The organism is Nonomuraea sp. NPDC050404 (assembly GCF_040655495.1).
Classification (GTDB): Bacteria; Actinomycetota; Actinomycetes; order Streptosporangiales; family Streptosporangiaceae; genus Nonomuraea.
In genome coordinates, this window is sequence record NZ_JBFAKB010000003.1 from 148,457 (window position 1) to 162,147 (window position 13,691).

9 protein-coding genes, 1 tRNA gene and 1 pseudogene are annotated in these 13,691 nt (G+C 67.6%); 10 read left to right on the top strand and 1 reads right to left on the bottom strand.

Going from position 1 to position 13,691, the window contains the following annotated elements; genetic code table 11:
- The first annotated feature begins 77 nt into the window (after positions 1-77).
- The 9 genes and pseudogenes from recF to AB0I81_RS09090 all read left to right on the top strand — a co-directional run.
- Positions 78-1,322 carry a DNA replication/repair protein RecF gene (recF, locus tag AB0I81_RS09050; RefSeq protein ID WP_360652491.1) on the top strand — a complete coding sequence of 415 codons (1,245 nt, stop codon included), beginning with the start codon at positions 78-80 and terminating at the stop codon, positions 1,320-1,322.
- Positions 1,312-1,836 (top strand): DciA family protein, encoded by a 525-nt coding sequence (locus AB0I81_RS09055; RefSeq protein ID WP_360652494.1) that lies wholly within the window; start codon positions 1,312-1,314, stop codon positions 1,834-1,836. The genes recF and AB0I81_RS09055 overlap by 11 nt, the downstream gene beginning before the upstream one ends.
- 349 nt (positions 1,837-2,185) lie before the next feature.
- A complete protein-coding gene (gyrB, locus tag AB0I81_RS09060) occupies positions 2,186-4,129 on the top strand; it encodes a DNA topoisomerase (ATP-hydrolyzing) subunit B (RefSeq protein ID WP_360652497.1) in 1,944 nt (647 codons plus the stop codon).
- Between the two features lie 21 nt (positions 4,130-4,150).
- Positions 4,151-6,649, top strand: a complete 2,499-nt coding sequence (gene gyrA, locus AB0I81_RS09065) for a DNA gyrase subunit A (protein WP_360652500.1) — start codon at positions 4,151-4,153, stop codon at positions 6,647-6,649.
- Between the two features lie 3 nt (positions 6,650-6,652).
- Complete coding sequence (locus AB0I81_RS09070; protein ID WP_360652503.1) at positions 6,653-7,417, top strand: DUF3566 domain-containing protein; 765 nt, start codon at positions 6,653-6,655, stop codon at positions 7,415-7,417.
- Between the two features lie 142 nt (positions 7,418-7,559).
- A tRNA-Ile gene (locus AB0I81_RS09075) sits at positions 7,560-7,633 on the top strand.
- Positions 7,634-8,240: 607 nt separating this feature from the next.
- Positions 8,241-9,011 carry a hypothetical protein gene (locus tag AB0I81_RS09080; protein ID WP_360652506.1) on the top strand — a complete coding sequence of 257 codons (771 nt, stop codon included), beginning with the start codon at positions 8,241-8,243 and terminating at the stop codon, positions 9,009-9,011.
- Positions 8,992-9,504 (top strand): hypothetical protein, encoded by a 513-nt coding sequence (locus AB0I81_RS09085; protein WP_360652509.1) that lies wholly within the window; start codon positions 8,992-8,994, stop codon positions 9,502-9,504. The genes AB0I81_RS09080 and AB0I81_RS09085 overlap by 20 nt, the downstream gene beginning before the upstream one ends.
- Before the next feature lie 283 nt (positions 9,505-9,787).
- A pseudogene (locus AB0I81_RS09090) lies at positions 9,788-10,208 on the top strand (transposase family protein); the annotation flags it as partial.
- A 233-nt stretch (positions 10,209-10,441) separates the two neighbouring features.
- Here AB0I81_RS09090 and AB0I81_RS09095 read toward each other — a convergent pair.
- The gene (locus tag AB0I81_RS09095) at positions 10,442-12,805 is read right to left on the bottom strand and encodes an arylsulfatase (protein WP_360652512.1); all 2,364 of its coding nucleotides are present in this window, start codon (positions 12,803-12,805) and stop codon (positions 10,442-10,444) included.
- Positions 12,806-13,306: 501 nt separating this feature from the next.
- On the opposite strand from AB0I81_RS09095, the gene AB0I81_RS09100 reads away from it, so the two are divergent.
- Positions 13,307-13,579, top strand: a complete 273-nt coding sequence (locus AB0I81_RS09100) for a hypothetical protein (protein WP_360652514.1) — start codon at positions 13,307-13,309, stop codon at positions 13,577-13,579.
- Positions 13,580-13,691 lie beyond the last annotated feature (112 nt).

Below are 13,691 nucleotides of genomic sequence, written 5' to 3' on the forward strand. Positions count from 1 at the left end.
CCACAGGGGGCCAGTTTTTCCACAGAAGCGCATGCCGGTTGCCACGGTGACCGGCGAGGCCCACTAATCTTCGTGGGGTGCATGTCGCCCACCTCTCGCTGACCGACTTCCGGTCCTACGCCTCCGTGGAGCTCGGCCTGGAGCCGGGCGTCACGGCGTTCGTGGGGCCCAACGGCCAGGGCAAGACCAACCTGGTCGAGGCCCTCGGCTACGTCGCGACGCACTCCAGCCACCGGGTGGCGAGCGACGCGCCGCTCGTACGGCAGGGGGCGGCCCGGGCGATCGTGCGCTGCGCCGTCCAGAGGGACGACCGGCGGGCGCTGGTCGAGCTGGAGATCAACCCGGGGCGGGCCAACCGCGCCAGGCTCAACCGCTCCCCCGTGTCCAGGGCCCGCGACGCCATCGGCCTGCTGCGCACGGTGTTGTTCGCCCCCGAGGACCTGGCGCTGTCCAAGGGCGATCCGGCCGAGCGCCGCCGCTTCCTCGACGACCTGCTGGTGGCCAGGACCCCCCGGTTCGCCGGGGTGCGCGCCGACTACGACCGGGCGCTGAAACAACGCGGCGCGCTGCTGCGTACGGCGGCGCAGGCCCGCAGGGGCGGCAGGAGCGCCAGACGGCAGGAGCGCGACAGCGGCTTCGCCGCGGCGGGCGCCGGCGACGTGCTGAGCACCCTGGAGGTCTGGGACGCCCACCTCGCCAGGCACGGTGCGGAGCTGCTGAGCGGGCGGCTGGAGCTGATCGACGCGCTGCGCCCGCTGGTCTCGGGGGCCTATGCCGCGCTCGCCCCGTCGAGCGGCGCGGCGACGCTCGCCTACCGCAGCACGTTGTCCACAGGTGGGGATAACGCTGAGGGTGGACAGGAGGGCGAAGTCCCCGGTGAGAGGGGATCTTTCGATACACAGACGTTATCCACAGACTTGGGGAAAACCCTTGAAGAACGTCTGCGGGAGCGGCTATTGGAGGTCCGATCCTCGGAGCTGGAGCGGGGCGTCACGCTCGTCGGACCGCACCGCGACGACCTGGTGCTGGGGCTCGGCGACCTGCCCGCGCGGGGGTATGCCAGCCACGGCGAGTCGTGGTCGTTCGCGCTGGCGCTGCGGCTGGCGGCCTACGACCTGCTGCGGGCCGACGGCGGGGACCCCGTACTGATCCTCGACGACGTCTTCGCCGAGCTCGACAGCCAGCGCAGGCGGCGGCTGGCCGAGATCGTCGCTCCGGCCGAGCAGGTGCTGATCACCGCCGCCGTGCCCGATGACGTGCCCCAGGAGTTGGTGGGGGGCAGGTTCGACGTCGCCGAGGGGAGTGTGACCCGTGTCCGCTGAGGACCCGCCCGCGGCACCGAAAGGTGAGAACACCACGGCCAGGGGTGTGGCGATGGCCAGGGAGAAGCTCGCCCAGGCCAAGGCCGACGCCGCCAAGCGCGGTCAGCTCCCCCGGCGCGCGCCCAGGCGCAAGGCCAGGGGGCCGGGCAGGGAGGGCGGGGATCCGCAACTTTTCGGACGCGCGATCGCCGACCTGCTGGCCGATCGCGGCTGGGAGCGGTCGGCGGCGGTCGGCGCGGTGTTCGGGCGCTGGATCGAGATCGTGGGCCCTGACCTGGCGGCGCACACCAAACCCGAGTCGTTCGACGATGGCGAGGTGCTGGTCGTGGCCGATTCGACGGCGTGGGCGACGCAGGTCCGGCTGCTCGCGCGCACCCTCGTACGCAGGCTGAATGAGGAGCTGGGCGACGGCACCGTGACGAAGGTCAAGGTCAGGGGGCCGCAGAACGCACCGCGTTCATCGGGGGGATTGCGGGTGACCGGAAGTCGGGGCCCCGGCGACACCTACGGGTAGTCGCGGCCGTTTGCCGACCTGAGTGGGCACTCACCGTCGCCGTTGGGCGTCGAGGGCGATCAGACAGCCACAGACGCGATAAGCCCCCTTTCCGGAGGGGGAGTGCTTGCCGGGGGGCAAAACGAGCTAGAGGGCATCACAGGCGCGTTCATTGCCCCCTTGACCCTCCGGAGGCGGTAGAATGAAAAAGGATTCCGGACACGTCCGCTTGCGTGTCACCCCGGCAGCAAGCCGACTCCCCTGGGTGACCGCGCATCGGGGCACTCACGACGGTGACGGGCACGGCAGGGGCAGCTTCGCTAGTTGATCGCCTCCCCCGCCGCGTGTCCGCGGCAGGAGGATTTCGCAGTTGTCCTACGACGCTAGCTCAATCACCGTACTCGAGGGGCTTGAGGCGGTTCGCAAGCGCCCGGGTATGTATATCGGGTCGACCGGCGAGCGCGGTCTGCACCACCTTGTCACCGAGATCGTGGACAACGCGGTGGACGAGGCGCTGGCCGGTTTCGCCGACAGGATCGACGTCACGCTGCTCGCCGACAACGGCGTGCGGGTGGTCGACAACGGCCGCGGCATCCCCACCGGCATTCACCCGGTGGAGAAGCGCTCGGCCGTCGAGGTCGTGCTGACCACGCTGCACGCGGGCGGCAAGTTCGACAGCCAGTCGTACGCGGTCTCCGGCGGCCTGCACGGCGTCGGCTCGGCCGTCGTCAACGCGCTGTCGACCGCGATGGAGATCGAGGTCAAGCAGAACGGCTACTACTGGCGCCAGGACTACGTCAACTCCAAGCCCCTCGCGCCGCTGGCCCAGGGTGAGGAGACCGACGAGACCGGCACCACGGTCGCGTTCTGGCCCGACCCCGAGGTCTTCGAGACCACCACCTGGAACTACGAGACGCTCTCGCGGCGCTTCCAGGAGATGGCCTTCCTCAACAAGGGCCTGAAGATCACGCTCACCGACGAGCGTCCCGATCACATCAACGGTGAGGTCCGCCAGGACGAGTACCACTACGAGGGCGGCCTGGCCGACTTCGTCAAGCACCTCAACTCCAAGAAGGAGCCGGCGCACGCGTCGATCATCGCCTTCGAGGAAGAGGGCGACGGCATCGCGGTCGAGATCTCGATGCAGTGGAACAACTCCTACTCGGAGTCGGTCTACACCTTCGCCAACACGATCAACACCGCCGAGGGCGGCACCCACGAGGAGGGCTTCCGCGCGGCGCTGACGACGATCGTCAACCGTTACGCCCGCGAGCAGAAGTTCCTCAAGGAGGGCAAGGACGACAACCTCTCCGGTGAGGACGTTCGCGAGGGGCTGACCGCGATCATCTCGGTCAAGCTCTCCGACCCGCAGTTCGAGGGCCAGACGAAGACCAAACTGGGCAACACCGAGGCGAAGTCGTTCGTGCAGAAGGCCTGCAACGACCACCTGCGCGACTGGTTCGAGCGCAACCCGGGCGAGGCCAAGGACATCATCAACAAGTCCCTGCAGGCTTCCCGCGCCCGCCTGGCCGCGCGTCAGGCGCGCGACCTGACCAGGCGTAAGTCGCTGCTGGAGTCGGGCAGCGGGCTGCCGGGCAAGCTGGCCGACTGCCAGTGGAACGACCCGGAGAAGTGTGAGCTGTTCATCGTCGAGGGCGACTCGGCCGGCGGCTCCGCCAAGGGCGGCCGCGACTCGCGCTTCCAGGCGATCCTGCCCATCCGCGGCAAGATTCTCAACGTCGAGAAGGCGCGGATCGACAAGGTCCTGAAGAACAACGAGGTCCAGGCGCTGATCACCGCGCTGGGCACCGGCGTGCACGACGAGTTCGACATCACCAGGCTGCGGTACCACAAGGTCATCCTCATGGCCGACGCCGACGTCGACGGCCAGCACATCAACACGCTGCTGCTGACGCTGCTGTTCAGGTTCATGAGACCGCTGATCGAGGCCGGCCACGTCTACCTGTCGTGCCCGCCGCTCTACAAGATCAAGTGGGACCGCAAGGGTGAGGACGCCTCCTACGCCTACTCCGACGCCGAGCGGGACGCCGTGATCGCCGACGGCATCGCCAACGGCAAGCCCGACCCGCGGCCGCGTGACAACGTACAGCGCTTCAAGGGTCTGGGCGAGATGAACGCCGGCCAGCTCTGGGAGACCACGATGAACCCGGCCACCCGCCTGCTGCGCCTGGTCACGCTCGACGACGCGGCGCAGGCGGACGACCTGTTCAGCGTACTGATGGGCGAGGACGTGGAGGCGCGCCGCGACTTCATCATCCGCAACGCGCGCGACGTGCGCTTCCTCGACGTTTAGCCACAAGAAGGACCTTTACCTGTGACGGACGTGAACACCACTCCCCCGGCTGAGCGCATCGAGCCTGTGGACATCCAGTCCGAGATGCAGCGCAGTTACATGGACTACGCGATGTCGGTCATCGTGTCCAGAGCGCTGCCGGACGTGCGCGACGGCCTCAAGCCGGTGCACCGGCGGGTGCTCTACGCGATGTACGACGGTGGCTACCGTCCTGACCGCGGCTACTTCAAGTGCGCCCGCGTCGTCGGTGACGTGATGGGCACCTACCACCCGCACGGAGACACCTCGATCTACGACGCGCTGGTACGCCTGGCGCAGAGCTGGTCGCTGCGGTACCCGCTGGTCGACGGGCAGGGCAACTTCGGCTCCCCGGGCAACGACCCGGCGGCGGCGATGCGGTACACCGAGTGCAAGCTCGCGCCCATCGCCATGGAGATGTTGCGCGACATCGACAAGGACACCGTCGACTTCCGTCCCAACTACGACGGCAAGTCGCAGGAGCCCGACGTCCTGCCGGCGCGCATCCCGCAACTGCTGGTCAACGGCTCGGGCGGCATCGCGGTCGGCATGGCCACCAACATCCCGCCGCACAACCTGCGCGAGGTCGCCGCGGCGGTCAGGTGGGCGCTGGAGCACCCCGAGTCCGAGGACGAGGAGCTGCTCGAAGCCGCGATCAAGCTGGTCAAGGGCCCCGACTTCCCCACCAAGGCGCTCATCGTGGGCCGCCGGGGCATCGAGGACGCCTACCGCACCGGCCGGGGCTCGATCACCATGCGGGCCGTGGTCGAGGTGGAGGAGGAGAAGGGGCGCCAGGCTCTGGTCGTCACCGAGCTTCCGTACCAGGTCAATCCCGACAACCTGGCCCTGAAGATCGCCGAGCTGGTGCGTGAGGGCAAGCTCACCGGCATCGCCGACGTACGTGACGAGAGCTCCTCGCGGGTGGGGCAGCGCCTGGTCATCGTGCTCAAGCGGGACGCGGTCGCCAAGGTCGTGCTGAACAACCTGTACAAGCACACCCAGCTCCAGGACACCTTCGGCGCCAACATGCTGGCGCTGGTCGACGGCGTGCCGCGCACGCTGCGGCTCGACCAGTTCATCCGGCACTACGTGGCCCACCAGATCGAGGTCATCGTCCGCCGGACGCGCTACCTGCTGCGCAAGGCCGAGGAGCGCGCCCATATCCTGCGCGCGCTGCTGAAGGCGCTGGAGCGGCTCGACGAGGTCATCGCGCTGATCAGGGCCTCCGACTCCGCCTCGGCCGCTCAGCAGGGCCTGATGGCGCTGCTGGAGATCGACGAGGTGCAGGCGCAGGCCATCCTCGACATGCAGCTGCGCAAGCTGGCCGCCCTGGAGCGGCAGTCCATCCAGGACGAGTACGACTCGCTGATGACGCAGATCGCCGAGTACAACGCGATCCTGGCCAGCGAGAGCCGGCAGCGCGAGATCATCAACGATGAGCTGACCGAGATCGTCAACCGTTACGGTGACGAGCGGAAGACCGAGATCATCGCCTACGACGGCGACATGTCGATCGAGGACCTCATCGCCGAGGAAGAGATCGTCGTCACGATCACCCGCGGTGGCTACGCCAAGCGCACCAGGACCGACCTGTACCGGGCCCAGAAGCGCGGCGGCAAGGGCGTACGCGGTGCTCAGCTGCGTCAGGACGACATCGTCGATCACTTCTTCGTCACCACGACCCACCACTGGTTGTTGTTCTTCACGAACAAGGGCCGGGTCTACCGGGTCAAGGCGTACGAGCTGCCGGACGCCGGCCGCGACGCAAGAGGCATGCATTTGGCGAACCTTCTTGCCATGCAGCCCGACGAAACAGTCATGGAGGTTCTCGACCTACGCGACTACAACGTCGCCCCCTACCTCGTCCTGGCCACGCGCAGCGGCCTGGTCAAGAAGACCCGCCTGTCGGAGTACGACTCCCCCAGGTCCGGTGGTCTGATCGCGATCAACCTGCGGGATGACGACGAGGTCATCGGAGCCCGTCTGGTCTCCGAAGAAGATGATCTGCTGCTCGTCTCCCGGGGCGCGCAGTCGATCCGGTTCACCGCCTCCGACGAGGCGCTGCGTCCCATGGGGCGGGCGACCAGCGGTGTTATCGGCATGAGGTTCCTCGAAGGTGACGAACTTCTTGCCATGAATCGGATCGCGGACGGTCAAGATGTGCTTATCGCGACGAAGGCTGGGTACGCAAAACGGACGCCAGTGGAGCAGTATCCAGTTCAAGGACGTGGCGGTAGAGGCGTGCTGACTGCGAAGATCGTATCTTCTCGTGGCAAGCTGGTCGGAGCCGTCATGGTCAACCCAGAGGACGAGGTCTTCGCGATCACGTCAGCCGGCGGGGTGATCCGGACGAGTGCCGGTGAGATCAAGCAGTCCGGCCGCCAGACCATGGGAGTGCGATTGATGAATCTCGCTGAAGGCGACAGCGTGGTGGCCCTCGCCCGGAACGCTGAGTCGCTGGAGACTTCGGTGGAGATAGAGGAAGACGGGGGAGGAGAGTAGTCCATGAGCGCCCAGGGTGGCTCCGCCAGGACAAAGGCGACTTCTGGTAACGGCCAGCAGCCGAAGAAGCAGCCCGCACAAACCGAGATGTTCGACGCGATCGACGAAGGCCAGGACACCTCACCCGCGCAGGGCAGGCCCATGCCTGCCCCGGACGACAACAAGCCGGGGCCGCCGCAGCAGCAGCCCGGCCCACCTCCGCGCGGCGCGTCCGCCCCGCCCATGCCCCCCGGCCCGCCGCCGCAGACCGGGCCACCACCGGGCGAGGGCAACGAGACGGTACGCCTGCGCCCGTCCCTGGCCTCGGAGGCGCCACCGGCCATCGAACTGCCGGGCGGCGGCACCAACAAGAAGAAGAAGTCGTCGGGTGGTGGCGGCGGGGGCCGGCTCCCCCGCAAGGCCCACCTGGTCCTGCGCCGCGTCGAGCCGTGGTCGGCCATGAAGTTCAGCTTCGTGGTGTCCCTGGTCTGCTTCGTGGTGCTGTTCGTGGCGGTGGCCGTCCTGTACGGCGTGCTGTCGGCCCTGGGCGTCTTCGACTCGATCGTGGACCTGGTCAACCAGCTCGGCCAGGGCGAGCAGGGACAGAACGCGATCTCGATCGACATCGCCTCGTGGTTCGAGCCGGTGCGGATCCTCGGGTACACGGCTCTGATCGGGGCTGTGAACGTCGTGCTGATCACTGCCCTGTCCACGTTGGGGGCGGTCATCTACAACATCGCCTCTGACCTTGTGGGCGGCGTCGAGGTGACGTTCAGCGAGGCCGAGTAGGAACGAACGGATGCTCGCGCCGGCCGAGGTCTTTGGATCGCGGGACGGCGCGAGCAGCCTGTCGGAGGCGGTAAGCTTTTTCTCGTCCCGAACAACTGGTTCGCCTCTGCAGGGTGAATGCGATAGCGTTCGGGATGCGAGCGGGGCTATAGCTCAGACGGTTAGAGCGCTTCCCTGATAAGGAAGAGGTCCCAGGTTCAAGTCCTGGTAGCCCCACAGACTAACACCAGTTCAGAGGCTAGATCCCATCATCGCGGATCTGGCCTCTTGATCGTTTGACCGTCATTTGACCGTGGGCGGGAGCCTCGCGACCGGGCGAGGGTGTGTTCAAGTAAGTTCTTCCAGTCCTTGAGGGCGTTGGCTGCGTCCTGGAACGGGAGAAGTATCGCTACGGGCGTGCCATCCAGTCGTGTGGGATCACTGAGGTGGTGGTATGGCCCATGCTGTGAAGCATTGAGTCTGAGCTTCGATCAGTGTTTCTCTCAGGACGCTGCGGACGGGAGCGACATGGTTGACTCTGGTCATGTTTGCTTCTGCACCCTGGGCGGTCATCAACGGTTGATGTGGTGATGAATCGAGGTCTTCCACGTATCCAAGTTGCGGGTGCTTGATCATGGTTTTTGCAGCGAACCTCCAGGGTTTCTGCACAACCGGAGGTTCGCTGCAAAACGGCTCCTCCGAACGCGCCTCTTGCCACGTTCAACCTGCGGCTTTACGGTGGGGTCCTCATCGCCCCTACGAGGGTCTTAAGAACCGCCCCAGCCGGTGACGTACCAGCGGGCGCCTGGCGCTGGCCTTCTACGCGCTGCCGCAGACCGACGGGATGGCGTGGTTCTGGTGGCGGGCCTTCGGTGGATTGCTGGTCATCCAGGTCGCGCAGTCGCTCACCCTGGTACTCGCGGTACGGATCTTCTTCTGCCAGGACGGCCGGTTCCTCATCGGCGTCGCCCCGTCCGGGCAACTGGTCAACCTGATCCTGGCGCTCTGCCTGCTGATCATCCTGGTACGCATCCCCTCCTGGATCTCCCGCAGGATCTTCATCCAGGGCGGTCAAGGCTCGACGCTCACCCGGATCGTGAAGTACGCCGTGATCTCCAAGCTGACCACGCCCGTACGCCGCGCCATGCACCTTAGAGGCGGCGGCGGAAGCGGCGGCAGAGGTCGCGGCAGGGGCGGCGTCGGCAGGACGGCAACCCGGGCCGTGGCCGGCAGGGTCGTTGCCACCGCGGTCGGTGGCCCGGCCGGCACTGCCACGGCAACGGCGCTGACTGCCGGCTCCTCTGCCCGTGGTGCCGGGCAGGCTGCCACCGCGGCAGGCGCCCAGAGCAGGCCTCGACCCGCTTCCGCCACCGCGGCGCCGCAGCCGGACGAGTCCACCTTCGTGTACTTCTCGTCCTACAGCTACCGCGGCCCGTACTCGGGCTACGCCGATGCGTTCTGCCGCGGCGGCCGCCACCACTGCCTCGGCGGCGGTGGCGGCCGCGACCCGCGCGGCCAGCCCCGCCATCACTCCCGGCTGGTGGCAGGATTACGCGATCGCCGTGATGACCGACGCGGCCCGGCAGGCGGCCCCGGTGAACGATGGCAGGCTTGAGGACGACCTGGCCGGCTTGAACCGCACGTTCACCCCGGCGCTGACCGCCAGCGTGCTCGCCACCTTCCAGACCGGGTACCGGCCCGTGGCCGACGCGCTCGGCGCGCTCACGACCGCGAAACAACTACCGCAGACGTGTGCGGCGCTGGTGGCGGCGGTGGCCGCGGAGGCGTTCACCACCAACATCAACATCGCGATGGCGGCAGGCGGCGACTCCACGCAGGCGGCCACCTGGTTCCTCCACAGTCTGTGGATCACGCTGAAGGCGCTCGGCAGCCCCGACGTGGACGGTGAGATCACCGCCCGGCAGGATGCCGGGCTCACCGTGCCGTCGCAGATCGGGCCGCAGCACTGGTGGCAGGGCGGCTACGCGACCTGGCACGCCCCGCTGGCCGGTCCCCGACATCGCCCCGTCGATCGGGGGGATGCTCACCGCCGGTATGCCCGAGCAGAAGACGACGGTGTATTCCGGCGACTCGATCCCAGAATATGACAATGTCACGGCCGCCAGCGGATACTCCCAGAGCCTGTGCAACTGGGGGTCTCTGGCCAGATACAAGAACTGAGTCGCTCCACCCCGGAAGCGGAGGGCCGCTCGGCCCCGGATGACGCACTTGCCTCGGAGACCCGGCAAGGCGGCCACCGGCACCCCGAGCGGTTCTCGCGTGGCTTCCAAGGCCGGCTCGGACGCCGCGCGAGGGCTTTCGAGAAGGCCGGTCGCGCGGCGCTGCCCCGGAAATGAACCGGCCCTGAGCCTGTGACCTGCTCAGGAGACCCTGAACTACGTCGCCGGGGTGATCCGGCGCCACCGTAAGTCCATGAGGTCGGTCTGGCGCCGGCTGAACCTCGGTCAGCAGGCGCTACTGGTGCTGGTCTACCTGCGTAAGAGCGAGACGTTCACTGAGCTTGGAGCGGGGTTTGGCGTGTCGACGGCGACCGCGTGGCGGTATGTGGAGGAGACGGTCGCGCTGCTGTCGGCCCGCTCGCCCAAGCTCACCGTGGTGTTGCGCAAGGCGAAGCAGGACGGGCTGTACTACCTGGTCCTGGACGGCACGCTGATCCACACCGACCGGGTCGGCCTACCGGCTCTACTTCTCCGGCAAGCACCGCTTGCACGGCGTGAACGCGCAGGTCAGCGCCTCGCCGGATGGGACGATTCTGTGGACGTCCGGAGCGTTGCCGGGCAAGGCTCACGACCTGAGGTCAGCGGGTTGCATTGAGATGCCGCATCCCCGAGGTGACGCCTGTCACATCAACCGTTTAGCTCCCCGTCACCGGACAGCTTCGCGGACCACCTATGTGAGGCGACGTCGCCGCAGGTCGCGTCGCCACCGACCGACGATGAGACGTGTTTCGTTGAGGGATCCCCCAACGGACACTTCAGAAGATCGCCATGGGTGATCGTCGTGCAGACGAGTACCGCGTGCTGGTTAGTCCATCCTGGTGGCCAGCTCAAGCCGTTCGTGTCCGGTCGGCTGGGTCACCTGTGGGAAGTCGAAGGTGACCTCGTGGATCGTGCCGGTGAAGGGGAACAGGCCCTTGCCGGCGTAGTCGTCGCAGACGGGTGAGACGCAGTCCATGCCGACGTCCATGCATTCGGTGCCGCATCTTTGGGGGATCTGCTCGGGCAGATGCACTTCGCCCGCGGGTGTTCCGTCGATGGACATGGTGACGTTCGCGGGGCCGCCGGGCCGGGCGGTCTGTGGCGTGATCGTCACCGCGATCGTGTGGCGGCCGGGCCGGAGGGTGTCGGGCGAGAGCAGGTCGTGGCGGCGGATGCCGAAGAAGTTGTAGTGGAAGCGTGCCTTGCCCTGCCAGCCGAACAGCGACCATCCGGCGGCGTCGCCGCCGACGGCGAAGATCACGCCCTCGGGGCCGGACTCTGGGATGTCGACCGTGGCGGTGAGGGTGAGCGGGACGCTGACGAGCTTGGGTCCGCTGCCTTCCGGCAGGCGGGTCATGCCCTCGTGGAAGGTGACGCGATGGCGGCCGGCGAAGTGGCTGGGGCGCAGGGTCACGTCGAGTCGTTCGGCGAAGCGGTCATCCAGTGGCAGGACGTTGTAGCGGGCGGCCTCGGCCATGAACAGGTCCTGCAGCGCCCGCAGCCGTTCGGGCTCCTGCCGGGCGAGGTCGACGGCCTGACTGAAGTCGTCGGCGAGGTTGTACAGCTCCCATACGTCGTCGTCCCAGTTGTGGGTGCCCGTGGTTTCCCAGGGCAGGCGGCCGTGCCGGCAGGAGGCGATCCAGCCATCGGCGTACATCGCCCGGTTGCCCATCATCTCGAAGTACTGCCGTGTGCGGCGGCTGGGCGCGTCGGCGTTCGCGGCGTCGAAGGTGTAGGCGAAGCTGGTGCCCTCGATCGGTTTCTGGATGTAGCCGTTCACTTCTGTCGGGTGGGTCATACCGACGATTTCGAGCAGCGTCGGCGTCACGTCGATGACGTGGTGGAACTGCGAGCGCACCGTGCCGACCTCGGCGATGCGGGCCGGCCATGACACGATCATGCTGTTGCGGGTGCCGCCGAAGTGCGAGGCCACCTGCTTGGTCCACTGGAACGGCGTGTCACCGGCATGAGCCCAGCCGACGGCGTAGTGCGGCGAGGTGCCCGGCAGCCCCCAGGAGTCGAGGAAGCTGATCGCCTCCTCGATCGTGGGCTGGCGGCCGTTGAGGCTCATGACCTCGTTGGGAGTGCCGATCAAGGAGCCTTCACCGCTGGAGCCGTTGTCACCGATGATGTAGATCACCAGCGTGTTGTCCAGCTCGCCCAGCTGCTCGATCGCCTCCACGACCCGGCCCACCTCGTGATCGGTGTGCTCCAGGAAGTCGGCGAAGTTCTCCGCCTGACGCGCGAACAACCGGCGATGCTCTTCAGGCTGGCTGTCCCAGGACGGGATCTGCTCCGGCCGCTCGGTCAGCCGGGTGCCTGCCGGGATGATGCCGCGATCGAGCTGCTGCTGGTGCACGATCCGGCGGTACTCATCCCAGCCCATGTCGAAGCGGCCCGCATTACGGCCGCGCCAGTCCAGCGGCGGCTGGTGCGGGGCATGCGCCGCACCAGGCGAGAAATAGGCCAGGAACGGGCGGCCGGGCGCGATCGTCTTCTGCCTGGCGATCCAGCCGACGCATTCGTCGGCCAGGTCGCGGGTGAGCTGGTAGCCGTCCTGCGGCTGGGCCGGCGGCTCCACCGGCTGGGTGTCGCGGTACAGCGACGGGAAGAACTGGTCGGTCTCGCCCGCGATGAACCCGTAGAAGTAGTCGAAGCCCTGGTGGGTGGGCCAGTTGTCGAACGGGCCCGCCGGGCTGGTCTGGTTGTCGGGCACGTTGTGGTTCTTGCCGAACCAGGCCGAGGTGTAGCCGGCGTGCTTGAGCAGTTCGGCGAAGGTCGCGGTGCCTTTGGGGATGAGGCCGCTGTAGCCGGGGTAGCCGGTGGCCATCTCCTGGATCACGCCGGTCGCCACGGTGTGGTGGTTGCGCCCGGTCAGCAGCGCCGCGCGGGTCGGCGAGCACAGCGCGGTGGTGTGGAACTGGTTGTAGAACAGGCCGTTGCCGGCCAGCCGCTCGGCGGTCGGCATCCTGACCAGGCCGCCATTCACGCTCGGCCAGCCGAAGCCCACGTCGTCGAGCAGCACCAGCAGGATGTTCGGCGCGCCTTCCGGCGCCTGATGCGGTATCGGGAAGTCGGGGGTCGACTCGGTCGCGTACATGCCGATCTTCGCGCCTGCGTAGTCCCACTCGGGCTCGGGCAGGTGGTTCCTGTCCAGATGGATCGGGAATCGCGGTGAACTGTCGCGCATCAACCAAGCTCCGATCGGCCGGCCGCATCGGCGGCAGTTTGCCCCCGGGATCAGCATTCCCGTGAGCACCGCGTCCCGAAAACCGGCAGATGACGTATTTGACCAGGTCAGCAGGCAGGCTTTGGCATGCAGACAAGGCTTGCCGGGCTCCCATCGGGGACAGCCAGTCCCTGATCTGGGACCCGCATCGCGCTTCGCCCTGTCTCGGCAGCCAGACGGGGCACAGCCACGCGTGCCGCTGACCGCGCAGCGCCCCCACCGACACTCTCGTGACGGTCTGCGCCAACGCCGTCCACGTCGCGACCGGTGAGCCGCTGTTCCGCACGGTCCGCATCGAACGCATCGGCAACCGCCGCGTGAGTTCTGGTGCCAGCTGCGAGTGAGTTTGGGTGCCGCTGTGCAGCCGGATGAGTGACGGTTCAGCGAGTTCTGGTGCCAGTCACAGCGGCGTGGTGGGAGGCTTGATGCGCTTGGCGTCGCGAGGGGGCGCTGATGGCCCGGATGACCAAGGCGGAGAAGGACGCCCACGTCACCGAGCACGGCACCATCACCCGCGGAGAGGCCCGCCGCGACGACGAGATCGCCGACCTGAAACGAAAGCTGGCCGACAAGACCCGCGAATGCGGCACCCTCCAGCGTTCCCTGGACGCGGCCGCCACCGCCATCGCAGCCCTTCACCACGACAACACCCTGCTGCGGCAGGATTTGGCAGCCCGCAGCGGCACGGTCACCTCCCTCCATCGGTCCCGCGGCCAAGAACACGACCGGCCTTGATCGGCCCGAATCGCCCGCCGGACATAGTCGGACGAAAGGAACCTGTGGCTACGAATCCATCACTACAGTCGCACTCGCCGTGATCAACAAGCCAGGATAGGAGGGTGAGGAG